The sequence below is a fragment of the Parasphingopyxis algicola genome, assembly GCF_013378075.1.
GTDB lineage: Bacteria > Pseudomonadota > Alphaproteobacteria > Sphingomonadales > Sphingomonadaceae > Parasphingopyxis > Parasphingopyxis algicola.
In genome coordinates this window covers 1,814,050-1,837,071 of the sequence record NZ_CP051131.1, presented here as the reverse complement: position 1 = coordinate 1,837,071, position 23,022 = coordinate 1,814,050, and the positions used below count along the sequence as shown (strand labels likewise).

Here is a 23,022-nt window from a genome sequence, read left to right as displayed (position 1 = left end):
GCGCCTATAGGACAGGCTTGCCGCCAAGAGAAGCCGAGAGCGCATGGCGAATCTGTTCGCGCGCCGTCGCGGCGATCTCCTTGCGGTCGTTGCACTGGGCGGGATCGAACGGGTTGAGAAAAACGAGACGCACGGGAATCACGTCGCGGCGACACATGATCCGCCATGCATTGCGCGGTGCCGACTCGTCTCCGACCCATGCCGTTTCAGGGCCCAACCCATAATAGTCGAGCAACATGGGTTGGACGCGGATGCCGCGCGGCGGCGGCGCCAGAACGGCGAAGAGCGGTGGCTTGAACGGCAGCAGGCTCGTCCCGTCGGTCGTCGTACCCTCGGGGAAGATCGTGACCGGCTGATGCGCGTGCAGCGCCTCACGCAGGGTGTCGACCTGGCTGCCGACGCTCAGCCGGCTCGTCCGGGACACGAACACCGTATTGTTCAGCGCCGCGAGCCAGCCGATGACGGGCCAGCCGGCAATCCCGTCCTGGGCGACGAAGGCCGCGCGCGCAACGCCGCCAACGATCGGGATATCGAGCCAGCTCAGATGGTTCGCCACGTAAAACACGTCTTCCTTGAGTCGCACGCCTTCGATGGCGATGCGGACATTGCAGATCCAGGCGATCCCGAACAGGAAACGCGACGGCCAGGGCGAGGGATAGCCGAACAATTTGTAGAGATAGTGGAGTGGCAGGCAGAGCAGCAACAGACCTGCCATCGCGACAAAGCGGAAGGTGAACCGGATCGGTCCGAAAAACCCGACCGGCGGATAACTCTCCGGCGCTTCCGTACTCACGCCGGCTCGTAATCCACCGTTTGGCCGATCGCCGTCGCGATCGCCCATTCGCATTGCTCCGCGACGTCCTTTCGGTGCGAGTTTGCGTCGATCGGTATCGGGTCGAGGAGATGGACAGTAACGTCCTCGGCCCCGGGGCGGGCGAATATGGCCCGTGCATTGGTTGCCGCATGCGTTCCGCTCGGCCAGACCAATTCCTGGCTGTGCGTACCGTAATCGAGTGCGATCGGTTGCACCGAAATATGGTCGACGGGCGGGATGACGGCGCCGAACAAAGCCGGACGGAAGGGAAGCATCGTGCCGTTGTTGAGCTTGCCTTCCGGAAAGAAGGCGACGGATGTGCCGTCATGCAATGCCCGGCGGATCCGGTCGGCCTGGGCGCCGGCCGCCTTGCGATCGCTATTGGATATGTAGATGGTTCCGACCATCGTTGCGAGCCATCCGGCGATCGGCCATTTACGGACGGTTTCCTTGGACACGAAGGATGCGCCGGTCGCGCCGCCGATCAAAAGGATGTCCATCCAGCTTTGGTGATTGGCCGCGAACAGGATCGTTCCCGGAGCGCGTTCGCCGACGATCGCTGCACGCATCCCGCACGCCCGCGCGCTCCAGCGCAGAAATCGCTGCGGCCATGGAGAGTCCGTCCGGAACAATCGCCAGAGCAGGTGAAGCGGTACGCAAAGCAGGATCAAGCCTGCAAGCCATGACAGGCGAAACAGGAACCGGATCAACCGGCCGTCCTATCCGTTGCGATCGCGCGAAACGCCGTACAGCTCCATACGATGATCGACGAGGCGGTAGCCGAGTTTTTCGGCGATACGCCGCTGGAGTTCCTCCAGCTCGTCGTCGACGAATTCGATGACCTTGCCGGTTTCGACGTCGATCAGATGATCGTGGTGGTCATCGGCGGCCGCTTCGTATCGCGCGCGGCCGTCGCCAAAATCATGGCGTTCGAGAATGCCGGCCTCCTCGAACAGCCGCACCGTCCGATAGACCGTCGCAATCGAAATGCCGCTGTCGACGGCGGATGCGCGTTCATGAAGCGCTTCGACGTCCGGATGGTCGTCGGCCTCCGAAAGCACGCGCGCGATCACGCGGCGCTGTTCGGTGATGCGCAATCCCTTCTCTGCGCACAGGGCTTCGATATCGATCTTGCGGCTCATGGCGTGAAGTCTAGAGAATATCCGGTCGGCTGAAAAGAGAAAGGCGGCGGATTATCCCCGTCGCCTTCGTCTGGGTCGAGCCGGAATGCCGGACTATTTGCGCTTGGCACGGCTGCCGGGTTTGCGACCAAGGCCTATCTTCTTCGCCAGCTTGCGCCGCTGTTCCGCATAATTGGGCGACACCATCGGATAATCGGCGGGCAAACCCCATTTCTGGCGGTACTCGTCGGGGGTCATGCCATAATGCGTCATCAGATGCCGTTTGAGCATCTTGAGCTTTTTCCCGTCTTCCAGGCAGACGATATAGTCCGGCTTGATCGACGAACGGATCGATACGGCGGGTTCCGGTTTTTCTTCCGGCGCGTTTGCTTCGTCGAGTTCGCTGAGCGCATTATGTACGTTCTGGATAAGCAAGGGCAGGTCGGACACCGCGACGCTGTTGTTGCTCACATGCGCCGATACGATATCGGCGGTCAGCGTTATTAAGGTTTCGGTCATGTCGACTGTATCCGTCATCTCAAGCGATCCTATCTTACAATTTTCTGCAAATGCGCGCGAAGCGACCCTCCGCGTAGATGTGGGTTCATAATGGAGAAATCAACTAGTTTGGTAACGAAAGTTACTGACTATGGCGATCTATTTGAAGTGCCAATGTAATTGCGTCGAACCGTTCACCATTTCCGCCACTATAATAGTTTCGGCGGCGGCCGATTTTCTCGAATCCCATGGTGCGATAGAGATTCGCGGCGGCATTTCCGTCGCGAACTTCCAGGTGGAGACGCTTGGCGCCCCTGTCCGCTGCGGCATCGCAGACCTGTCGCAACAGGTCCCTGCCTATGCCTTTACCGCGAAAGGCCGGTCGGACACCGATCAGCAACAGTTCGGCCTCGTCGACGATCATGCGCGACAATGCGAAGCCGGCTGGCTTTTCGTCCTGCCGGGAGAGCGTGATCCAGCTATTGGCATCGCCCAATATGCCGCTGCACTGGGACCGCGACCACCCTTCTCCGAAGCGCGGTTCGAACGCATCCTCCATTATGGTCATAATATCGTCGAGATCCCGGCGCCCTTCGTTGTCGGTCGACGAATCGCGGGCGGCGACGATGCTCATTGGGGCGGTCTCGCATCGGGTGCCCGCCCGTAGATCGGCCTGGGGGGCAATGTCTTGAACGTCGGCGGGAGGAGAACCGTGTCGGCGGCGCGCGGTACGATATCCAGCGCCGTACCGTCGCCCGCCAATGCTGCAAGGTCCGCCGCCGCATTTCCGACCAGCAAGCCCTCCTCGATCTCCGCTATCGCGGCATCGGGAGTGAGCGACGCCATCGGCGCAATCTCGCCAAAGGGTGTCTTGCTGAAGCGCTGGACGAACATCTCGCCGTGACCTCCCACGATCGTCACGGCCAGTCTATCGGGTGCGTCGGCATCCGAAAAGGCCATTGCGGCCATCAGCGCAAGCGAGGAGTAACCATGAACCTCGATCTGCCAGCCCAGGCCCAGCGCACGGGCCGTCGCCAGCCCCACCCGCAGGCCGGTAAAGCTGCCGGGGCCGCAATCCACGAGAATCGAATCCGCCTTCCCCTGGCCCGGCAATTCGGCGATCATCGGCACCAGTTTCTCGGCATGGCCGCGACCGACGATCTCGTGCCGCTCGGCCACCAGCGTATCGCCATCGAGCAGCGCGACCGAACAGGCGTTGCTGATCGTGTCGATGGCGAGGATCATCTATCCGCGCGTGTCAGAGGATGGTGTTGAACGTTTCGAACTCGGGCCGGGGGCTGCGGTCGAAAATCGTGTCCGGATCGCCATAGCCGAGCGTCGAGATGAAATTGGCCTTGTGCTTCGTGCCGGAGAAGAAAGCCGAATTCACCTTATCATGATCGAAGCCCGACATCGGTCCGGTGTCCAGCCCGATCGCGCGCGCGGCGATGATGAAATAGGCCCCCTGGAGCGAACTGTTGCGAAAGGCGTGATCTTCGCGGCCGTCAGGATCGCCCTCGAACCAGCTCTTGGCGTCGGTATGCGGAAAGAGCCAGGGCAGTTCTTCGTGAAAATCCGGGTCCATGCCGATAACGACGGCGGCCGGCGCCTTGCGGATCTTGTCTTGGTTGCCTTCCGACGCGCAGTCGGCCAGCTTGTCCTTCGCCTCCTGGCTCATGCACCAGACGAAGCGTCCGGGTTGCTGGTTGGCCGATGTCGGCCCCATCTTCAGCAGTTCGTAGATCTGCCGGATATGATCTTCGGTGACCGGTTTGTCGTGATAGCCGTTATAGGTCCGCGCGGTGCGGAAGATCGTATCGAGCGCATCTTCGGAAAGCGGCGTTCCCATGAATGTCCCCCTTCGGACTTTTTGCGTGATCTAGACGGCGCGGACTTCGGTCACTTCCGGCACATAATGTTTGAGCAGCTGCTCGATTCCCTGTTTGAGCGTCGCGGTCGAGGAGGGACAGCCCGAACATGCGCCTTGCATCTGAAGGAACACTTTGCCCTGCTGGAAACCGCGATAGACGATGTCGCCGCCGTCGCGCGCCACGGCGGGGCGGACCCGTGTGTCGATCAGCTCGCGGATCTGTGCCACGATTTCGGCATCTTCCGGATCGTCGTCCAGAGCCTCGTCCGGCACGCTGATTTCGGCGGCGCTTCCCGCCTTGAACAGCGGTGCGCCGCTGGCGAAATGATCGAGCAGGACGCTGAGTACATCGGGCTTGAGACCGGCCCAGTCGACGCCTTGGGCGGCGGTGACGGACACGAAGTCATAGCCGTAAAACACGCCCGTCACGTCGCCGAGGTTGAACAGTGCCTCGGCGAGCGGCGAGGCGTCGGCCTCTTCCGGCGCCGCGAAATCGCGGGTGCCGGTCGGCATGACCTGCTGTCCGGGAAGGAACTTCAGCGTGGCCGGGTTGGGCGTCGTTTCGGTTTCTATCAGCATCATCCGGACATGGCGTTTCAGCGCTTCTCTATCAAGAGGCATGCGCCCTTCAATTTGACAGCGGGTCTGTTCCCGAACAGTCTGCCCAGCGGGTTATCACGGGAGAATCACGATGGTCGTATTGGTGGGACGCATTCTGCTTGGCGCGCTGTTCGTCATGGCGGGAGCGATGAAGTTCGGCAATATCGAAGGTTTGGGGCAGTTCATCGAAAGCGGCGGCTTGCCGGCCATGCTTGCCTGGCCGACGGCCATTTTCGAGGTCGTCGCGGGACTGGCGATCGTCGTCGGCTTCTTAACGCGCTACGCGGCGCTTGCGCTCGCCGCCTTCTGCGTTGCCACCGGCCTTCTCTATCATCCGGGCGAAATGGGCGAGATCATGAAAAATATCGCGCTCGCGGGCGGTTTTCTGATTCTCTATTCGCATGGCGCGGGGCTGCTCAGTATCGATGCGCGGCGCGGCGGCACCGACTGAACGGCAGTCGCGCCATGATCCCGAAAAGCCTGTTCGATTTCCTTCGGGAGCTGGCCGACAACAATAACCGCGACTGGTTCAATGCGAACAAGGATCGCTACAAGGCCGAGGTCGTAGCGCCGATCTCCGCCTTTATCGAGGCAATGGCGCCGCGCGTCCATGCGATCAGCGAGCATATCGTCGTCGATCCGCGGCCGCATGGCGGATCGATGTTCCGCATATATCGCGATACGCGTTTTTCGAAGGACAAGACGCCGTACAAGACTCATATCGGCTGCCAGTTCCGGCATGCGGTCGGCAAGGACGCCCATGCGCCGGGTTTCTATGTCCATTTCGAGCCCGGCAAATGTTTTTTCGGCGGCGGCATCTGGCATCCGCCGTCCGAGCCCTTGCGGGCGATCCGGCAGCGGATCGTCGACAAGCCCGAGCGGTGGCGCGAAGCGGTCGACGGGATCGATGTGCTCGGCGAGCAGCTCAAGCGCGGCCCCAAGGGCTTCGATCCCGAGCATGCACTGATCGAGGATCTCAAACGCAAGAGCTTCTTCGCGATGCACGAGGGCGACGAGAAACTGGCGCGTTCGAAAAAGCTCGAGGACGAAGTCGCGATCCAGTTCGAAAAAGCGGCGCCCTTGATGCGGTTCATATCGGACTCGATCGGGGTCTCTTTTTAGCCATTCGTGTAATTTGCTTGCGTATCGGCGCAACTTCACCCATATGTGTTGCAGCGCAGCATGAAGCGGACACCCTGCTTCTCTCAACAATCGGCAGCGTGATCGTCCGCTTGAGTGCGGAACCGGCCGGTAACCAGCGCATGATTTTCTGAGGCTTCCCTTTTCACGCGGGTCGTTTCGCAACCCGCGGACATGCGGTTGCGCACCCGAACGATGGCGCGCGCCTGCATCCGCTCAATATGAGTAGATATTTTGACCAAATTTTCCGATCTCGGCCTGGCCGAACCCATCCAGCGTGCGCTTGCCGCGAAGGAGTATGATACGCCGACGCCGATCCAGGTGCAGGCCATCCCGCCGCTCCTCGAAGGCCGCGACCTGTGCGGTATCGCGCAGACCGGCACGGGCAAGACGGCGGCCTTCGCGCTGCCTTCGCTCGACTATCTATCCGAAGAGGATGTGCCGCGCACGCCCAAGGCGTGCCGGATGCTGATCCTCTCCCCGACCCGCGAACTGGCGAGCCAGATCGCGGACAATATGCGTGGCTATGCCAAATATCTGCGCCTGCGTATCGAAACGGTGTTCGGCGGCGTTCCCGTCGGCAAGCAGAAACGCAAGCTCGAAGGCGGCGTCGACGTCCTCGTCGCAACGCCCGGCCGTCTGCTCGATCTGATCGATCAGCGGGCGCTCAAGCTGGACGAGGTCGAAATCTTCGTCCTCGACGAAGCCGACCAGATGCTGGACCTCGGCTTCATCCATGACCTGAAGCGGATCGAGAAACTCCTGCCGCAGCGTCGGCAGAGCCTGTTCTTTTCGGCGACCATGCCGAAGAACATTGCCAATCTCGCCGACAAGTTCCTGTACCAGCCGGTCAAGGTATCGGTCGCTCCGCAGGCGACGACCGCCGAGCGCGTCGACCAGTATGTGACGTTCGTCGCGCAGAAGGAAAAGCAGGCGCTCCTCACGATGACATTGCGCGATCAGGATATCGAACGTGCGCTCATATTTTCGCGCACCAAGCATGGCGCAGACCGCATTGTACGCTTTCTCGCCGGTGCCAAGATCGGCGCCGCGGCCATCCATGGCAACAAGAGCCAGCCGCAACGCGAGGCGGCGCTAAGCGCTTTCCGTGCGGGTGAGATCAAATATCTCGTCGCGACGGATATCGCCGCGCGCGGCATCGACATCCCGGCCGTCAGCCATGTCTTCAATTTCGACATGCCGAACGTTCCCGAACAATATGTGCACCGGATCGGCCGTACGGCACGGGCAGGGGCGAGCGGTATCGCGATCTCCTTCGTCAATGACGAGGATGAGCGCTCCTATCTCAAGTCGATCGAGCGATTGACCGGCATCCGGCTCGAAAAGCAGGCTTTGCCCGAAGATTTCATCGCCAAGGCGGCGGAACTGCCCAAGGCCGTATCGCGCGGCGCGTCGAAAGGTGCGCAGCAGGGTAACCGTCGGCGACCCGCCCAGAAGGAACGCCATCAGCGCGATGGCGAGCGGTCGGAAGGTCAGGGGCAGAAGCGTCGCCGCCGGCGCCGCAATAATCGCAATGGCGTGGGCCAGCACCGCAATGCGGTGAAGCGCCAGGGCAACCGCTAGACGCTTAGGCGCGCGGCGCGGCTAGTCCGCGTTGCGCGCCGCTTCCAGTTCATCGAGGCTTTCGTCCCATTTGGCGATGTTGGCGCGCGCCTCCTTCACGAAGGGTGTGCGCTTGACGGCCCAGAGAAACAGGCCGCCGATCATATTGCCCGGAAAGCGCGTCGGCCGTTTCGTCTGCACGAGCAGAACGACGCGCGTCTCGTCGCTATCATTCCACACCTCGTGCCGATAGGTATCGTCGAACACTAACGTCTTGCCCTCTTCCCAGCGGACGATCTGGTCGTCGACGCGCATCCGGCAATCGCCTTGCTTGGGGACCGACAGGCCGAGATGGCAGGTGATTAGTCCCTTGGTGACGCCGCGATGATCGGGGATGTGGGTGCCGGGTTTCAGGATCGAAAAGAAGGCGCTGTTGAGCCCCGGTATCCGGCGGACGATCTCGGCGGTCTTCGGGCAGCGCGCGATATTCTCCTCGGCCGGATAGCCATAGCCGTAAAGGAAGAAGGACCGCCACATGCCGGCGGGCGCGATCCCCTGATGATCGGGCGAAATCTCGTCGAGCGCGGGCACGCGATCGGGCTGGGCCGAAATGGCGAGCGCCTCGTCGCGAATGGTCTCCCAATGCTTTTCCAGTTCGCGCGTATAGGGGAAATCGGCGGGATCGAGCACCGGATCGTTCGACACGTTCGAATGCTTCGCGACCGCATTGTCCACGGCCGGCCGCAATTTCTTGCCGATACTGATGACCCAGGGTCTTGGTGGTTCGAAAGTCTCGGCCATAGCCCGCTCCGCTAGATCCATGCATTCGACGACCCGGATATGCCCATAGGTCCGAAATTTGAGAATATTGCGACAGGGCCTGCCACGCTTTCGCCCCAATCGGGCGGCCGGCGTGACCGGCGCGTTGTCGGTGGGTTCGGAAAGCGCCGTCTAGAGCGCGTCGACCGCCGCGACAATATCCGCGGGTTCGGGGCGGGTACGATAGTCGGTCTCGACCATCTTGGCGCGCACCGTACCGTCATTGCCGATGACGAGGATCGCCGGACGCGGCACGCCGTTGGCGAAGCTTTCCTCGCCATATTGCGGATCGCGCAGATCGAAGGCATCGATCGTCACCGATCCCTCGTCGGACAGCATCGGATATTCGATTTCCTCGCGTGCGGCGAAATCGGCGAGAATTTCCGGGGCGTCGTAGCTGAGCGTCGCCAGCACATAGCCGCGCTGTTCGAGATCGTCCTGGATATCGCGCAGCTCGACCATCTGGCCCTGACAATAGCTGCACCAGTCGGCGGAGCGGTTGAAGACCAGTACGAGGCCGTTCTCGCCACTGAGATCTTCGAAACGCCGCTCGGCGCCCGACGCATCGCGCGTCCGGAAATCTGCGGGAATGGTTTCGCCGACTGCGGGACCGGAATGTTCGAGCGGTTCGCTGGCCGCCTGTGCGACCGGCTCGGGCACGGTTTCCGCTTCGGGGGTACAGGCGGCAATGCCGAGGGTGGCGGCGGCGGAGATGAGAACGATGGTCATGGCGCGCATGATCGACTCCAGATTTGAATGGTCTTGCTTCCTATTCGCGATAATCGGCCCCCAGGTTACGATCCAGATCACAGTTTTGAACCATGGCCAAGATAATCTTTGGTGCCGCCCGAATGCGGGCTTGCATGACGTTCGCCCGGTATGAAATATGGTGCGGCGGGGAACATTTGCGATGAACAAAAATATCATCATCATTGCCGCTGCGGCGATCGTGGCATTTCTGGCGGTCCTGCTGATCCCGCGACTGCTCGATCGGGACGAGGCGGAAGCGCCGTCTTCGGCCCAATCCTCCGAACCGACGGGCGATAGCGGATCGGCGGAAAGAGCGGGGCCCGCCGAGGCGGATGGCAAGGACGAGGCGGAAGCGCCTGCTGCCAGTGCCCGACCGGCCAATCCGGCGCTGGAGGCGCAGCTCGCCGAAGCCGTGCGGCAGATGAATGCGTCCGGGCCGATCGTCATCGACGAGCTGACGACGATGACGGCGGCGCGCGCGCAGGGAAACCGTATCCAGTATCGCTATGAAATCTCGCGGAATCTGAATGATACGCAGACCGCGCAATTCCGGCAGTTCGCCGCGACCCAGAACCAGCAGACTATCTGCACGCGCCCCGAAACCCGCGAACTGATCGATCTCGGCGGCGAGATCGAATATGTCTATTACGGTCCGGGCGACCGCTATCTGTTCAGCACGCCGATCACCGGCTGTTAAGTCAGGCGGGCGGCCGATCCGTCTCCACGAGCCGCGCCGTATCCCCGTCCATGTCGAAACCGAGTTGGGCCAGCATCTCATGCCCGGCATCGAAGGCCGGACCGGTCCAGACCGGAATGCCGGCAGTGCGCAGATTGTCGAGCGCGGCGCGTTTTTCCGGCGCGATTTCCTCACCGGTCGCCATCCTTAGGAATATCGCGGCGATGCGCCCCGGATGGTCACGCGCGACGTGCCAATAGGCTTCGGCGTCGCCCTGCGTGTCGTCGCCGATCAGAACGAAGCGCAGCGCCGGGTAGAATTCGAGGATATGCGCGATCGACCGGGTCTTGTGCGCGCCGTGGCTGGAACTGCCCAGCGTCTCGCTATTCATGCCCCAGTCGCGCAGCAGCATCGGTCCGCGGGGCAGATTGTTGATCCGCTTGAACTCGGCCAGAAAGCCATAGAGGTTCCACGGGCTCGACGAGACGTAGAAAAAGGCGCGACGCGGATCGGCGTCGGGTTCGGGGCCGGCCGGGTCGCCTAACCGGTTAAACAGTTCGGCCGCGCCGGGCACCGCGATCCGGTCGCCCGGCATCTCGAGCAGGAAGCGGCGCCAGTTGGCGAAGAATTCATGCGCGCCGCTTTCGATCACCGTGTCGTCGATATCCGAGATGATACCCAGCCGCCCGTCCGTGCCGGGGCTCAGCACCGGCGTCTGTGCGCCTTCGGCGCTTTCGGCATCGGGTAGCGAGAGTGTCACATGCTCCCACAGGGCATGGCGGGGCAGGGGGCGGTCGCCGATGTCCAGATCGAATGTGGCGAAGCCTTCCCGGTCGGTCGTGGCGCTCGCTCGCGTCCCGAGGCCTTCCAGTTCGACAGGCATGCCGGGAACTTCGTGCGAGGCATACAGGCGTAGAAGTCCGAACAGCTTTTCCGTACGCCCCGACCTTTCCCAAAGCGGCCTGTCGCGCCGGAGCACCCGCGCGCGCAGCGACAGCCGGTTTTCGTTCCGATAGCCCGCATAGGGGGCGAGGCTCAGCGGGCGGTCGTTCTTCATAAATGCAAGCGGCATGATCGATCCTCTTGCATGGTCAGCGGTCGAGCCGCCCCGAAAGTTCCCGTCGGCGCGGCCGGTATCCGGTCCGCGCTAGCGGAGGCTAGAGGACATATTTGCTGAGATCGGTATCGCGCGCCACTTCGGCCAGCTGCTTTTCGACATAGGCCGCGTCGATCACCAGCTTGTCGTTGTCCTCGCGCTCTTCCGAACCGGCGGCGAAGCTGATTTCCTCGACCAGCTTCTCCATCACGGTCTGGAGCCGCCGTGCGCCGATATTCTCGATCTGGCCGTTCACCTCGGCCGCGATCTTGGCGAGCCCGGCGATCGCGTCGTCGGTGAATTCGATCTCTACGCCCTCGGTACCGATCAGCGCCTTATACTGTTCGGGCAGGTTGGCCTTGGTCTCGGTCAGGATGCGGACAAAGTCTTCCTCGGTCAGTGCGCGCAACTCCACGCGGATCGGCAGCCGGCCCTGCAATTCGGGGAGCATATCGCTCGGCTTGGCGACGTGAAACGCCCCGGACGCGATGAAGAGGATATGATCGGTCTTCATCGGACCATATTTCGTCGCGACGGTCGTGCCTTCGATCAGCGGGAGCAGATCGCGCTGCACGCCCTCGCGACTGACCGATCCGCCGCGCACATCGCTGACCGCGATCTTGTCGATCTCGTCGAGAAAGACGATCCCGTTCGCCTCCGCATTGGCCAGCGCGACCCGGGCGACGTCGTCCTGATCGAGGCGCTTTTCGGATTCCTCTTCGACCAGCTTGTCCCAGGCATCGGCGACCCGCATCTTGCGCCGCTTCTTCGGCTGCTGGCCGAACGCCTTGCCCATCATGTCGGAGAGGTTGATCATGCCGACCTGGCCGCTCATGCCGGGAATCTCCATCGGCATGTTGGGCGTGTCCTCGACCTCGATCTCGACCTCGGTGTCGTTCATGTGATTGTCGATGACGCGCTGGCGGAAGCTTTCGCGGGTCGCGTCGCTCGCGCCCTTGCCGGTCAGCGCGTCGAGCAATCGCTCCATCGCCGCCTTGCTCGCATCTTCGCGGACGGCCTCGCGCCGCCGGTCCTTTTCGAGCCGGACCGCATCCTCGACGAGATCGCGGGCGATCTGTTCGACGTCGCGCCCGACATAGCCGACCTCGGTAAACTTGGTCGCCTCGATCTTGACGAACGGCGCATCGGCAAGCTTCGCCAGCCGGCGGCTGATTTCCGTCTTGCCGCAGCCGGTCGGGCCGATCATCAGGATGTTCTTCGGCGTTACCTCGTTGCGCAGCTCTTCGGAAAGGCGCTGGCGGCGCCACCGGTTGCGGAGCGCGACCGCGACCGCGCGTTTCGCGTCTTTCTGGCCGATGATATGCTCGTCGAGCGCGGCCACGATGGCTCTCGGGGTAAGGGCGTCGTTCATGAAATGTCTGTCTTTCGGAATATTCGTATATCGCTAGGCGTTGTCGATCGTTTCGATCGTCAGCTGATCGTTGGTATAGACGCAGACTTCCGCGGCGATGGCCATGGCCCGGCGGGCGATCGTCTCGGCGTCCTGTTCGTAATCCTTGAGCGCCCGGGCCGCGGCCAAGGCATAATTCCCGCCCGATCCGATCGCCGCGACGCCGTTCACCGGTTCCAGCACGTCGCCATTGCCGGTCAGGATCAAGGTGATCTCCTTGTCGGCGACGATCATCATCGCTTCGAGATTGCGCAGATATTTGTCGGTCCGCCAATCCTTGGCGAGTTCGACCGCAGCCCGCATGAGCTGCCCGTTGTGCCGTTCCAGCTTGGCCTCCAGCCGTTCGAACAACGTGAAGGCGTCTGCCGTCGCGCCGGCGAAACCGCCGATCACCTCGCCATCGCCGAGCCGGCGGACCTTTTTCGCATTGGGTTTCATCACCGTTTGGCCCATCGAGACCTGGCCATCGCCGGCGATCACGGCCTTGTCTGCATCGCGAACGGCAAGAATGGTGGTGCCGTGCCACGGGGCGCTGCTTCGATTATCGTCCATGAGCGCAGATATATGGTGCCTTCGCCGTGCCGCAAGCTCGATGCCCTTTAAGCAACCGGTAACCATTTCACGTTACGCGTTTTTCATGGGTATACGGGGATCATCGGGCATGTCTCTTATCGAGGACACGCAAGTGGCGGCATTGCTTGCCGAAGTCAGCGACTTCGGGATTTTTGCGCTCGATACCAAGGGAATATGTACCGACTGGATGCCGATATCGAGCAACTATCAGCTCGTCCCGGCCGAAGAGATTGTCGGCCATCCGCTCGACAAATTCTACGGGCCCGAAGAACAGAAGCTTGGCCTCTATTGGGACAATCTTAAGACCGCGAAGGAAAAGGGGCGGTGCGATACGGAAGGCCTGCGGCGCCGCTGGGACGGCACCTACTCCTGGACCCGGATCAGCCTCGTCAAACGGCTCGACGAGGCCGGAGACCATGTCGGCTATCTCGGCGTCGCCTATGACGCGACGCGCCAGCGCGACGCGGCGCGGGCGCTGCACGCCAGCGAAGAGGCGTTCAAGACGCTCATCAATGGATTGCGCGACCATGCGATCTACATGCTGAGCCATGTCGGCCGGATTACGAACTGGAACGCGGGCGCCGAGCAGATCAAGGGCTATACGGCCGAAGAGGTGCTCGGTCAGCATTTCTCGATCTTCTTTACCGACGACGAACGCGGCCGCGGTGTTCCCGATCAGATACTCGAACAGGCGCGCGTCGCCGGCCGCTATCGCGAGGAAGGCTGGCGGCTGCGGAAGAATGGCGAAAAGTTCCGCGCCGAGGTCTCGATCCAGGCGATCCACGACGAGCATGGCGAGATCCGCGGGTTCGGCGCGATTACGCGCGACATCACCGAACAATATGACGCCAAACGCAACCTCGCAGCCGCCCAGGAGGCGCTCAACCAGTCCGAAAAGCTGCGTTCGCTCGGCGAGCTGACCGGCGGTATCGCGCATGACTTCAACAATCTGCTGACCGTTGTGCGCGGTTCGGCCGAACTGCTCAAGAGCCAGACGCTGTCGGCGGACAAGAAGACCCGCCATATCGATGCGATCGTGGAAACCGCCGATCGCGCGGCGGAATTGACGGGGCAGTTGCTGTCGTTCGCGCGCCAGCAACCGCTCCAGCCTAAACGGATCGATCTCAACGACCTGATTTCCGGCATGTCCGAGCTGATGAGGCGGACCCTGGGCGGCGGCGTCAGCATATTGCAGACGCCGAGTTCGGGTCTGTGGGAGGTTCGGGCCGATCCGACCCAGTTGGAGAATCTGATCCTCAACGCCGCGATCAACGCCCGCGATGCCATGGACGGCGCGGGCACGTTGACCCTCGCGACCCACAATGTGGACGGCAAGGAGGGGGACGAAGTGTGCCTGTCCATTTCGGATACCGGTTCGGGGATCGAACCCGAACTACTGGAGCGCGTGTTCGAACCGTTCTTCACGACCAAGGGGCCCGGCAAGGGGACCGGCCTGGGGCTGTCCCAGGCCTATGGCTTCGCCGCTCAGTCCGGCGGTCGGTTGGAGATCAGTAGCGAAGTAGGGAGCGGCACGACACTCAGCCTCTATCTGCCGCGGGCGGAAGCGAAGCCGAATATGAACGACGCCGCGCGACGGCGGAAAGCCGGTCGCGATGTGCCCCGGGGTACGCGGGTGCTGCTGGTCGAGGACAGTCGCACGGTCGCCGTTTTTGCCCAGTCGCTCCTTGAAGACATGGGCTGCGACGTCATGCACGCGAAAAATGCCGAAGAGGCGCTGATCGCGTTGGAGAACGAACCCGACGAATTCGACATCATCTTCTCCGACATCGTCATGCCCGGACTGAGCGGTCTCGATCTTGCCGCGCAGGTGCGCAGTCAGAAGCCGACACTGCCGATCCTGCTGGCCACCGGCTATAGCGAGGCGGCGGCACGCGGCGAGGGAAGCGAGTTTCCGATCCTGCCGAAGCCATATAAGCGGGACATATTATCCGCCAAATTGTGCGAGACGATGAACGCGTTCGGTGAAGCGGCCTGATCGAACGCCGTTCTACAGCGCGAGCGGCCCACTCGAGAGAATTTCCAGTTTCCGGTCATCGAGCGACTGCCCGGCCAGCGCTTCGTCCCGTTCGCGCAGCAGGTCGGATATTTGGTCGCGGAACATGGCGACGACGGCGGTCAGCCAGCCATTGACCAGCGGATCGCCCGGCGCGTCGGTCACGTCGAACAGATCGAGCCGTTCGATAATCGCCGCGGCCGGCATGAAATATTCGTTGGTGACCCAGCGGTTGGTCGTGAACCAGTGGGTCGGGATCCCCTCGACATTGCAGGACAGGGCGATGAAATGGACGACCTTGGCCGGTGTCTTGCCCTTCTTGTTCCTGGGTTCGGGAGCCGCTTCCGGCTCGATGCCCTCAAAGGCGTCCAGCGGCAGGAACAGGTGGAAATGGCCATGTTCGCCCGGTTCACGCTGTTCGGGCGGATGGGCGTGATAGAACCAGCGCGACCGGTTCGAGGCGCTGATCGCATCCTTTTGGGGATAGTGGTCCCATTGCCGAAAATCGCTTTCCGGCGGCACGACCCGGGGGACGAGCGAGACGCCCTGCGACGCCATCTGCTCGGTCAGAGCAAATAGCGTCGCTTCCGGGTCGTCGGCTATTGCGCTGCGCAACAGCCTTCATGGGCCGCGCAGCAGCCTTCGGTGGAGGCGGTTTCGGTGGCCGCGCAACAGCCTTCATGATCGGCGGCGGCGCAGCATGCTTCAGCGGCACAGCAGCCGTTCGCAGCGGCGCAGCAGCCTTCATGATCGGCCGCACAGCAGCCGCCGGCGGCAGCGCAGCAACCGGCAGAGCTCTCGGCCGCGGCGGCGGCGCAGCAGCGCGCGCCACAGCTACAGGCCTGCAGGGCCGGTGCGGCCAGCGCGAGCCCGCCCGCGACGGCGAGCATCGAGCCGAGGCTGCGTTTTTCGGTTTTGTCAGGCATTGGTATCTCCCTCGTGTTTCTTGGCTATCCGGGTTCGCCGGTATCGGGAAGGGGGTTACACCCGCCTTGCCGATTTTCGGCCGGATAGCCGTCCACGGATGAGCGGTTCCGATGCCCGCCTGCGTCTGCCTACCGGTCGACGCCCTTTATCTTTCCCCACTGGCGGGCGGCCGTATAGCCGAGATAGCCGGTGCCGAACAGGGCATAAAGCGGCTCGGGAATACCCTGCAGATAGGCGTTCATGCCGGCCGCTATGTCCTGCGCGGCCTCGGGCCGGAACGCGGCGATCAGCCCCATCGGCAACGCCCAGAGCAGCAGGATGTACATGACATAGAGGAAGCTCGGCCGAGCGCGGCTGGTCCAGGGATCGGACGATTGCGCTTCGGCGACGATCGCCGACAGCTGGGTGCGCACGGTTTCCGCCGCCTGGGTACCTTCCAGTTTCAGCAGTTCGAGCTTGGCGCGGTCGCGGGCCTCGCGGTCGGGCAGAACGCGGTCGATGACGGTGGCAAGCGGGCCGAGAAGGCCGGAAATGATGGACATAAATATCTCCATGGTGAATCGATGGAGCTATAAATAACCTATATGGATATCTGTAGGACAGCAGAATATGCGGCTCGCGCGATGGTTGCCGTTCGGATCGTGGCTGGAGGAAAGCGGTGGCCGGTCGGAGACGTGCCGGCCCGCCGGCCGGCGGGGGTGGCTGGTCGGGGCGACTGGATTCGAACCAGCGACCTCCACACCCCCAGTATGATGCGCTACCAGGCTGCGCTACGCCCCGACCGAGGGGGCGCGATGTAAATCCGAACGCCCGGCAATGCAAGCGCCGCCTCGCGCCGTCTCGATCCGGCGACCGCTGCTCGGGGGATTACGCGCCAATAAAAGTCGCAAATTCCGCGACCGGCACACGGTCGGTGCGCAAACTGTTGATCGACGCATCCGGATCGTGATGGCCGAGCGCCAGGCCGCAATAAAGCATCTGGTCGTCCGGCACGCCCAGCCAGGGCCGGACCGTCTCGTGCAGGATCGCCCAGGCTTTCTGCGGACAGCTATCGATGCCTTCGGCCTGTGCGGCGAGCATCAGCGTCTGGATGAACATGCCGAGATGCGCCATCTGGCCGTTGCCGACGGCGAGCGCCCGGTCGATCGTGAAGAACATGCCGACCGGCGCATCGAAGAAGCGGAAATTGGCGGCCATCTGCATCATCCGTCCCGCCTGATCGTCGCGTGCGATGCCGGCCGCGCCGAACATCTCCTCGGCATTGCGCAGCCGCCGCGCGCTGTGAGTTTCGCCCATGCCGGCCGGATAGATTTCGAACTCCGCGGCCGTGAGATCGACGCCGGCGGCAATCGCTTCGAGCGCCAGCTGCTTGAGCTCGCCGAGCTTCTCGCCCATCACGACATAGACGTTCCAGGGCTGCATGTTGCTGCCCGACGGCGATCCGCATGACGTCCGGCTCTTCCATCGAGCGGCCGTAGGAATAGCTGATACAGCCCGCCTCCTTGCGCGTTTCGGTGATCATGGCGACTGCCGCGTCGTGCAGCCGCTCCAATTCGCCCGGTTCCATCCGGACCCATCCCTCGACGATAATCATGGCGTTCCCCTCCGCTCCCTATTTGCGTGCCGGTGCTAGCGCGCCGCGGCGGGGATGCAAATAAATTTGCCGGTGACGGATGGCAGTTGCGCGAAACGCACCTTAGGTGATAGAGGCGCGCCACTTACAAGGGGCGTAACGCCAAGGCCCCGTCAACCAGCTTCACAGGTCCGATCCATGTCCGCCACTCCCGTTCTCGCCGCAGCCGCCCCGTCCGGAGGCGCAGGTTCCTTCATCATCCAGCTCGTCCCGCTGATCCTGATCTTCGTGATCTTCTGGTTCCTGCTGATCCGTCCGCAGCAGAAGCGGATGAAGGAGCATCGCGAAATGATCGCGGCGGTGAAGAAGGGCGATCGCGTGGTGACCGGCGGCGGGCTGCTCGGCAAGGTCACCAAGGTGAATGACGAGGAAGTGGAAGTCGATCTTGGCGGCGGTCAGAAGGTTACCGCGCTCAAGGCGACGCTGTCCGACGTTCGCAATCCCAACGCTGCCAAAGCAGCGAACGACTAAGGCACACAAGCGAATCATGAACGATTTTCCTGCCTGGAAGGTCTGGCTGCTCACGGCGCTGCTCGTCGTCGGCGTTCTGCTGGCCATTCCCAGCCTGCTCAACGAGGAGCAGCGGTCCTACATCCCGGACTTCCTGCCGCAGCCGACGATCAATCTGGGTCTCGACCTTTCCGGCGGCGTCCATATCCTGCTCGAAGCGCAGACCGAGGAGTTCGAGGAACAGCGCCTTCAGACCATGGCGGATCGCATCGAGGATGCGATGAACGATCAGGATCCGCGCATCGAGATCGGCGATATTTCGCGGAGCGGCGGCCGCATTACCTTCACCGTGCGCGACGAAGCGCAGCTCGACGATGCGATGGAGCGCGTGCGCGCGGAAACCCAGCCGGTCGGCTTTACCGGCCAACGCGATTTCAGCGTCGAAAACGAGGATTCCCTGCGCGTCGTGGTGACACCGACACAGGCCGGTACGGACGAAGCCATCAACAATGCGGTTGCGACCGCGACCGAAGTTGTCCGGACCCGCATCGACGAACTCGGCACGCGTGAGCCGACGATCATCCGCCAGGGTGCCGAGCGGATCGTCGTCCAGGTGCCGGGGCTCGACAGTCCGGAATCGCTGATGAGCCTGCTCGGCCGCACCGCGAGCCTCGAATTCCGCATGGTCAATTATGAGGCCGATCCGAACATGGCGCTGGCCTGCCAGGCACCGATCGGCAGCGCGGCCTTGCCCTATGCGGACCAGGATGAGGGCGTCGGCTGCGTCATCGTCCAGCGTCGCGTCATGGTGTCGGGCGACCAGTTGGTGAACGCCCAGCAGGGGTTCGACCAGCGCACCGGCGAAGTGACCGTCAACCTGACCTTCGACGGGCCCGGCGGCCGCGCCTTCGGCCGCGTCACCCAGGAAAATGTCGGCCGGCCGTTCGCGATCATTCTCGACGGCGAAGTGTTGTCGGCCCCCAATATCAACGAGCCGATCCTCGGCGGTAACGCGCAGATCACCGGCAGTTTTTCCGTCCAGTCCGCCAACGAACTGGCGATCGCGCTCAGATCCGGCCGCCTGCCGGTCGAGCTGGCGGTTATCGAAGATCGTACCGTCGGTGCCGAAATCGGCGAGGAAGGCGTCCGGCTCGGCGGCCTGGCCGGCTTGATCGCAACGGTGACGGTGATGACCTTCATGTTCGTCACCTATGGCCGGTTCGGGATCTATTCGAACATCGCCCTGGCGCTGAACCTGTTCCTGATCCTCGCGATCATGGCGATGCTCGACGCAACGCTGACCTTGCCGGGTATCGCCGGTTTCGTGCTGACAGTCGGCGCGGCGGTCGACGCGAACGTGCTGATCAACGAGCGCATACGCGAGGAGCAGAGACGCGGGCGCAAGGTGATCGACGCGATCCAGACCGGCTACAAGGAAGCGAGCCGGGCGATCTTCGACGCCAATATCACCAATTTCATCGGCGGCGCGCTGATGTTCTCCTTCGGTTCGGGCCCGGTGCGCGGCTTCGCGGTCGTGCTGGTCGTCGGCATCATCACTTCGGTCTTTACCGCCGTGACCATAACGCGGATGATGGTCTCGGTCTGGATCAAGAACAAACGGCCCAAGGAGCTGGTGGTCTGATGCGTCTTCTCAAGCTTGTCCCGGACACCACGAACATCCAGTTCCTCAAATGGCGGAACGTGGCGATCATCATTTCGATCATCCTGACAGTCGCATCGATCACGCTGACCGCCACGCGCGGCCTCAATTTCGGCGTCGATTTCGCCGGCGGCCAGATGATCCAGGCGACCTTCACCGAAGACGCCGAAGCGCCGGTCGTCCAGCTTCGCGAAGATATTGCGGGCCTGGGCATCGAGGGCGCGTCGATCCAGCGCTTCGGCGATGAAAACCAGGTTTCGATCCGGATGCGCGTCACCGAGGGCGCCGATGACGATCCCGAAATTGCGAACCAGGTATCGACGCAGGTCACGCAGATGATGCAGGCCAATTACGAAGGCGTGCGGATCGATTCCGTCGACTCGGTATCGGGCAAGGTGTCGGACGAACTGTTCCGCGCGGGCGCGTTGGCGCTCGGACTCGCGATGGTCGCGATCTCGCTCTATATCTGGCTGCGCTTCGAGTGGCAGTTCGGCGTCGGCGCGCTGTTCGCGCTGTTTCACGACGTCGCGCTGACCTTCGGCTTCTTTGCGCTGACCCAGCTCGAATTCAATCTCAACATCGTTGCCGCGCTGCTGACGATCATCGGCTATTCGCTCAACGACACGATCGTCGTCTATGACCGTATCCGCGAAAATCTGCGCAAATACCGCAAGATGGAGATCGTGCCGCTGCTCGATCTGTCGGTCAACGAAACGCTGGCCCGGACGGTCATGACCAGCTTGACGATGGTCTTCGCGCTCGTCGTGCTGATCTGGGTGGGCCCCGACCTGCTGTTCGGTTTCACCGCCGCGATGCTGCTCGGCATCTTTATCGGCACCTACAGCTCGGTCTATATGGCGGCGCCGATCCTGATCTGGCTCAAGGTCGGACCCGACACCTTCGTGCCCGAGGAAGCGTCCGGCGGCCAGAAGATCCACAAGGAGGGCTACGGCCGCTGATGGTGTCGTTACAGCGCGAAACACCCGCCTCCGGCCCGCTGGTCACCGGCTTCGCGGGAAGCGGATTTCGCGTCGACGGCGACATTGTCGATAGCGGCCTGTGGCTCACGCCCGAATGGGCCTGTCCCTGGGCTGCGGCCGATCCGGACGCGCTCGATGCGGCCATGCTCGATCCGTTGCTGGGTATCGATCCGCTGCCCGAGTTCCTGCTGCTCGGCACGGGACCCCGGCTGCGCCGCCCGCCCGCCACCTTCGTCTCCGCGATCGAGAGCCGCAATATCGGGGTCGAAGCGATGGACAGCCGCGCGGCGGCGCGCAGCTGGGGCCTGTTGCGCGGCGAAGGCCGCTGGTTCGTCGCCGCGCTATTGCCGCTCGACCAGCGCTGACAGATGCGCGAACAGCGTTTCGCTGTTCCGTTCCCAGGAGAAACGATCGACCGCCGCGCGGACCTTGTACGGGTCCGGCGGATCGGCGAGGAGCGCCCGGACGGCGTCGGCGATCGCCCGCGGACTGCGATCGACGATGGCGCCGGCTTCGGGCCGGTCGACGAGCTCTGCCGCGCCGCCGACGGCCGAGATCACGATCGGCGTGCCCGACGCCAGCGCTTCCACCCAGGCATTGGCCAGTCCTTCCGACGCCGAGGGCAGCACCATCACATCGGCCGCGGCGAGCAGATTCGCGACGTCGTCATGCGGCAGGTTGCCGGGCAGGTGGACGCGGTCCGCAAGGCCGAGGTCGCGCGCCCGCTTTTCGAGCATCGGCCGGTCTTCGCCTTCGCCGACGCACCAGAGACGTGCATCCGGAATGTCCGCGAGCGCTTCGACAACGAGCCGCTGACCCTTGCGCGGGATCAGCGCGCCGACCGTGACGATCAATGGGCCCTCTACGCCGAGCGCCTCCTTGGCGGCGCTCCGGTCGACCGGGCGGAAGCGGCTCTTGTCGATCCCGGTATAGTGGACGGCGATCTTGTCCGCCGTCATGCCCAGCGCCACCATGTCGGTTCTCAGCGCCTCGCTGACGGCGAGCAGCCCGTCGGCGGCGTCGGCGGCTGCCAGCACCTGCGCGGCGGAGCCGGTCCGCCGTCCCCAATAATGGATATCGGCGCCCCGCGCCTTGACCGAGAAGGGCAGGTCGAACTCCCGGGCCAGCCGCATCGCCGCCGGTCCGTCGGGATAGAAGAACTCCGCATCGATGATATCGAACGGGAAACGCTCGCGGATCGTGCGCAGCAGCGGCCCGAGCGCCCGGGCCATTGCCGCCGGCGCCAGCGGCCCGCCGATCTTGGGGATCGTGCGAAAACGCGGCCGATGGACGATAACGTCCTTCCAGACTTCCTGCTCCGGGACATCGGCCAACGCCGCATGGCGCGTATGGCGGCGGAACGGCCAGGGCGGGATGCCGATCGGGGCGACGACCTCGAGCTCGACATCGTCGCGCGCCGCGAGCCCCAGCGTCTGGCGCTCGACGAAACCGCCGAAAGTGGGCCGTGAAGCGTCCGGAAACAGGGTGGCGAGGGTCAGCACGCGCAGCATGGGCATGCGCTATAGCCGAACATCGCCGGTTCGGAACCCTTTCCGCGATCCGCGAATCTGCTCTCTTGGCGGCGGCGATCCGCTGCGCTAGAGGCAATGCCATGCGTATCCAGTTCCGCCCTGCAGCGATGGTACTTGCCGCTGCCGCCTTCGTCCCGCTCGCCTCGTGCGCCGGCCCGAGCGCCCAAACCCGCGCCGATACCCAATATGTCGCGCGCGACGTCAACACGCTCTACAATCTGGCGAAGGACCGGCTGGACCGGAACCAGTATGGCATCGCCGCGGCTATCTTTTCCGAGGTCGAGCGCCAGCATCCCTATTCGCCCTGGGCGCGCCGGGCGCAGCTGATGGGCGCGTTCAGCTTCTATCTGGCGCGCGAATATCCCGAAGCGATCTCTTCGGCGCGGCGCTTCCTGTCGATCCATCCGGGCAACCGCGATGCGCCCTATGCCTATTATCTGATCGCGGTCAGCTATTATGAGCAGATTTCGGACGTCACCCGGGACCAGTCGGTCACCCGCCAGGCGCAGGCCGCGCTCAACGAGGTGGTCCGCCGCTATCCGGAAAGCGTCTATGCGGCCGATGCGCGATTGAAGCTCGATCTGGTCAACGATCACCTTGCGGGCAAGGAGATGGAGATCGGCCGTTTCTACCAGCGCCGCCGCCAGTGGTTGGCCGCGACCGTTCGCTTCCGCAATGTCGTCGACAGTTATGACACGACCACCCACGCGCCCGAGGCGCTGATGCGGCTGACCGAAAGCTATCTGGCGCTCGGCATCGTCGAGGAAGCGCGCCGCGCCGCGGCCGTGCTCGGCAACAACTATCCCGAAACGCGCTGGTACGACCGCGCCTATGAGCTGATGCAGCGGCACGGCGGTGTGCCGGTTGCTGGAGCCGGCGATTAAGGGCGCTGGCC

28 protein-coding genes, 1 tRNA gene and 1 pseudogene are annotated in these 23,022 nt (G+C 63.2%); 10 read left to right on the top strand and 20 right to left on the bottom strand.

The window, feature by feature from the left end:
- Positions 1-4: 4 nt before the first annotated feature.
- The 8 genes from HFP57_RS09105 to HFP57_RS09070 form a co-directional block, all read right to left on the bottom strand.
- On the bottom strand, positions 5-793 hold the full coding sequence (locus tag HFP57_RS09105; RefSeq protein ID WP_246262982.1) for a lysophospholipid acyltransferase family protein: 789 nt from the start codon (positions 791-793) through the stop codon (positions 5-7).
- Positions 790-1,383, bottom strand: coding sequence for a lysophospholipid acyltransferase family protein (locus HFP57_RS09100; protein WP_176869476.1), 594 nt, complete (start codon positions 1,381-1,383; stop codon positions 790-792). Before HFP57_RS09100 ends, HFP57_RS09105 begins: the two co-directional genes overlap by 4 nt.
- Positions 1,384-1,533: 150 nt before the next feature.
- Positions 1,534-1,956 carry a Fur family transcriptional regulator gene (locus tag HFP57_RS09095; RefSeq protein ID WP_176869475.1) on the bottom strand — a complete coding sequence of 141 codons (423 nt, stop codon included), beginning with the start codon at positions 1,954-1,956 and terminating at the stop codon, positions 1,534-1,536.
- Positions 1,957-2,049: 93 nt separating this feature from the next.
- Complete coding sequence (locus HFP57_RS09090) at positions 2,050-2,472, bottom strand: Ros/MucR family transcriptional regulator (protein ID WP_176869474.1); 423 nt, start codon at positions 2,470-2,472, stop codon at positions 2,050-2,052.
- A 103-nt stretch (positions 2,473-2,575) separates the two neighbouring features.
- On the bottom strand, positions 2,576-3,067 hold the full coding sequence (gene rimI, locus HFP57_RS09085; protein WP_176869473.1) for a ribosomal protein S18-alanine N-acetyltransferase: 492 nt from the start codon (positions 3,065-3,067) through the stop codon (positions 2,576-2,578).
- Entirely contained in the window at positions 3,064-3,678 is a 615-nt protein-coding gene (tsaB, locus tag HFP57_RS09080) for a tRNA (adenosine(37)-N6)-threonylcarbamoyltransferase complex dimerization subunit type 1 TsaB (protein WP_176869472.1), read from the bottom strand. The genes rimI and tsaB overlap by 4 nt, the downstream gene beginning before the upstream one ends.
- Before the next feature lie 13 nt (positions 3,679-3,691).
- The gene (locus tag HFP57_RS09075) at positions 3,692-4,282 is read right to left on the bottom strand and encodes a malonic semialdehyde reductase (protein ID WP_176869471.1); all 591 of its coding nucleotides are present in this window, start codon (positions 4,280-4,282) and stop codon (positions 3,692-3,694) included.
- 30 nt (positions 4,283-4,312) lie between these two features.
- Positions 4,313-4,882: a NifU family protein gene (locus HFP57_RS09070; RefSeq protein WP_176871235.1), complete on the bottom strand. Its 570-nt coding sequence runs from the start codon at positions 4,880-4,882 to the stop codon at positions 4,313-4,315.
- A gap of 112 nt (positions 4,883-4,994) precedes the next feature.
- Between HFP57_RS09070 and HFP57_RS09065 the strand changes: the two genes are divergently transcribed.
- The 3 genes from HFP57_RS09065 (at position 4,995) to HFP57_RS09055 (ending at position 7,627) form a co-directional block, all read left to right on the top strand.
- Positions 4,995-5,354 carry a DoxX family protein gene (locus tag HFP57_RS09065; protein ID WP_176869470.1) on the top strand — a complete coding sequence of 120 codons (360 nt, stop codon included), beginning with the start codon at positions 4,995-4,997 and terminating at the stop codon, positions 5,352-5,354.
- A gap of 14 nt (positions 5,355-5,368) precedes the next feature.
- Positions 5,369-6,025, top strand: a complete 657-nt coding sequence (locus tag HFP57_RS09060) for a DUF2461 domain-containing protein (protein WP_176869469.1) — start codon at positions 5,369-5,371, stop codon at positions 6,023-6,025.
- A 252-nt stretch (positions 6,026-6,277) separates the two neighbouring features.
- Entirely contained in the window at positions 6,278-7,627 is a 1,350-nt protein-coding gene (locus HFP57_RS09055; RefSeq protein ID WP_176869468.1) for a DEAD/DEAH box helicase, read from the top strand.
- Between the two features lie 21 nt (positions 7,628-7,648).
- Here HFP57_RS09055 and HFP57_RS09050 read toward each other — a convergent pair whose 3' ends face one another.
- Positions 7,649-8,407 carry an aspartyl/asparaginyl beta-hydroxylase domain-containing protein gene (locus HFP57_RS09050; protein ID WP_246263575.1) on the bottom strand — a complete coding sequence of 253 codons (759 nt, stop codon included), beginning with the start codon at positions 8,405-8,407 and terminating at the stop codon, positions 7,649-7,651.
- A gap of 150 nt (positions 8,408-8,557) precedes the next feature.
- Positions 8,558-9,163, bottom strand: coding sequence for a peroxiredoxin family protein (locus HFP57_RS09045; RefSeq protein WP_176869466.1), 606 nt, complete (start codon positions 9,161-9,163; stop codon positions 8,558-8,560).
- A 172-nt stretch (positions 9,164-9,335) separates the two neighbouring features.
- Between HFP57_RS09045 and HFP57_RS09040 the strand changes: the two genes are divergently transcribed.
- Entirely contained in the window at positions 9,336-9,872 is a 537-nt protein-coding gene (locus HFP57_RS09040) for a hypothetical protein (RefSeq protein ID WP_176869465.1), read from the top strand.
- 1 nt (position 9,873) lies between these two features.
- Here HFP57_RS09040 and HFP57_RS09035 read toward each other — a convergent pair whose 3' ends face one another.
- From HFP57_RS09035 to hslV, 3 genes are all read right to left on the bottom strand, one after another.
- Positions 9,874-10,923: a phosphatase domain-containing protein gene (locus tag HFP57_RS09035; protein WP_176869464.1), complete on the bottom strand. Its 1,050-nt coding sequence runs from the start codon at positions 10,921-10,923 to the stop codon at positions 9,874-9,876.
- Positions 10,924-11,008: 85 nt separating this feature from the next.
- Positions 11,009-12,319, bottom strand: a complete 1,311-nt coding sequence (hslU, locus tag HFP57_RS09030) for an ATP-dependent protease ATPase subunit HslU (protein ID WP_176869463.1) — start codon at positions 12,317-12,319, stop codon at positions 11,009-11,011.
- Between the two features lie 33 nt (positions 12,320-12,352).
- Positions 12,353-12,910, bottom strand: coding sequence for an ATP-dependent protease subunit HslV (hslV, locus tag HFP57_RS09025; RefSeq protein ID WP_176869462.1), 558 nt, complete (start codon positions 12,908-12,910; stop codon positions 12,353-12,355).
- Positions 12,911-13,019: 109 nt separating this feature from the next.
- On the opposite strand from hslV, the gene HFP57_RS09020 reads away from it, so the two are divergent.
- Positions 13,020-14,927, top strand: a complete 1,908-nt coding sequence (locus tag HFP57_RS09020; protein WP_176869461.1) for a hybrid sensor histidine kinase/response regulator — start codon at positions 13,020-13,022, stop codon at positions 14,925-14,927.
- Between the two features lie 12 nt (positions 14,928-14,939).
- On the opposite strand, the gene HFP57_RS09015 is transcribed toward HFP57_RS09020, so the two are convergent.
- The 6 genes and pseudogenes from HFP57_RS09015 to HFP57_RS18280 all read right to left on the bottom strand — a co-directional run.
- Positions 14,940-15,560: a DUF6969 family protein gene (locus tag HFP57_RS09015; RefSeq protein ID WP_176869460.1), complete on the bottom strand. Its 621-nt coding sequence runs from the start codon at positions 15,558-15,560 to the stop codon at positions 14,940-14,942.
- Positions 15,545-15,871 carry a hypothetical protein gene (locus HFP57_RS09010; RefSeq protein WP_176869459.1) on the bottom strand — a complete coding sequence of 109 codons (327 nt, stop codon included), beginning with the start codon at positions 15,869-15,871 and terminating at the stop codon, positions 15,545-15,547. Before HFP57_RS09010 ends, HFP57_RS09015 begins: the two co-directional genes overlap by 16 nt.
- A gap of 129 nt (positions 15,872-16,000) precedes the next feature.
- Entirely contained in the window at positions 16,001-16,414 is a 414-nt protein-coding gene (locus tag HFP57_RS09005) for a holin family protein (protein WP_176869458.1), read from the bottom strand.
- A 161-nt stretch (positions 16,415-16,575) separates the two neighbouring features.
- Positions 16,576-16,652: transfer RNA gene (locus tag HFP57_RS09000), tRNA-Pro, on the bottom strand.
- 87 nt (positions 16,653-16,739) lie between these two features.
- Positions 16,740-17,354: a nitroreductase gene (locus HFP57_RS18035; protein ID WP_246263669.1), complete on the bottom strand. Its 615-nt coding sequence runs from the start codon at positions 17,352-17,354 to the stop codon at positions 16,740-16,742.
- Positions 17,323-17,466, bottom strand: a pseudogene (locus HFP57_RS18280) (putative quinol monooxygenase); the annotation flags it as partial. The gene HFP57_RS18035 and the pseudogene HFP57_RS18280, both read right to left, overlap by 32 nt.
- A 177-nt stretch (positions 17,467-17,643) precedes the next feature.
- Between HFP57_RS18280 and yajC the strand changes: the two are divergent.
- From yajC to HFP57_RS08970, 4 genes are read left to right on the top strand one after another with little or no spacing between them, the layout of a single operon-like run.
- On the top strand, positions 17,644-17,976 hold the full coding sequence (gene yajC / locus HFP57_RS08985; protein ID WP_176869455.1) for a preprotein translocase subunit YajC: 333 nt from the start codon (positions 17,644-17,646) through the stop codon (positions 17,974-17,976).
- 16 nt (positions 17,977-17,992) lie between these two features.
- Positions 17,993-19,597 (top strand): protein translocase subunit SecD, encoded by a 1,605-nt coding sequence (gene secD, locus HFP57_RS08980; RefSeq protein ID WP_176869454.1) that lies wholly within the window; start codon positions 17,993-17,995, stop codon positions 19,595-19,597.
- Entirely contained in the window at positions 19,597-20,574 is a 978-nt protein-coding gene (gene secF / locus HFP57_RS08975; RefSeq protein ID WP_176869453.1) for a protein translocase subunit SecF, read from the top strand. Before secD ends, secF begins: the two co-directional genes overlap by 1 nt.
- On the top strand, positions 20,574-20,960 hold the full coding sequence (locus HFP57_RS08970; protein ID WP_176869452.1) for an Mth938-like domain-containing protein: 387 nt from the start codon (positions 20,574-20,576) through the stop codon (positions 20,958-20,960). Before secF ends, HFP57_RS08970 begins: the two co-directional genes overlap by 1 nt.
- Here the strand turns inward: HFP57_RS08970 and HFP57_RS08965 are convergent.
- Positions 20,937-22,106 (bottom strand): glycosyltransferase, encoded by a 1,170-nt coding sequence (locus HFP57_RS08965; protein ID WP_176871234.1) that lies wholly within the window; start codon positions 22,104-22,106, stop codon positions 20,937-20,939. The two genes, HFP57_RS08970 and HFP57_RS08965, sit on opposite strands and share 24 nt — an antisense overlap.
- 101 nt (positions 22,107-22,207) lie before the next feature.
- Between HFP57_RS08965 and HFP57_RS08960 the strand changes: the two genes are divergently transcribed.
- The gene (locus HFP57_RS08960) at positions 22,208-23,011 is read left to right on the top strand and encodes an outer membrane protein assembly factor BamD (RefSeq protein WP_246263573.1); all 804 of its coding nucleotides are present in this window, start codon (positions 22,208-22,210) and stop codon (positions 23,009-23,011) included.
- The last annotated feature ends 11 nt before the right edge of the window (positions 23,012-23,022 follow it).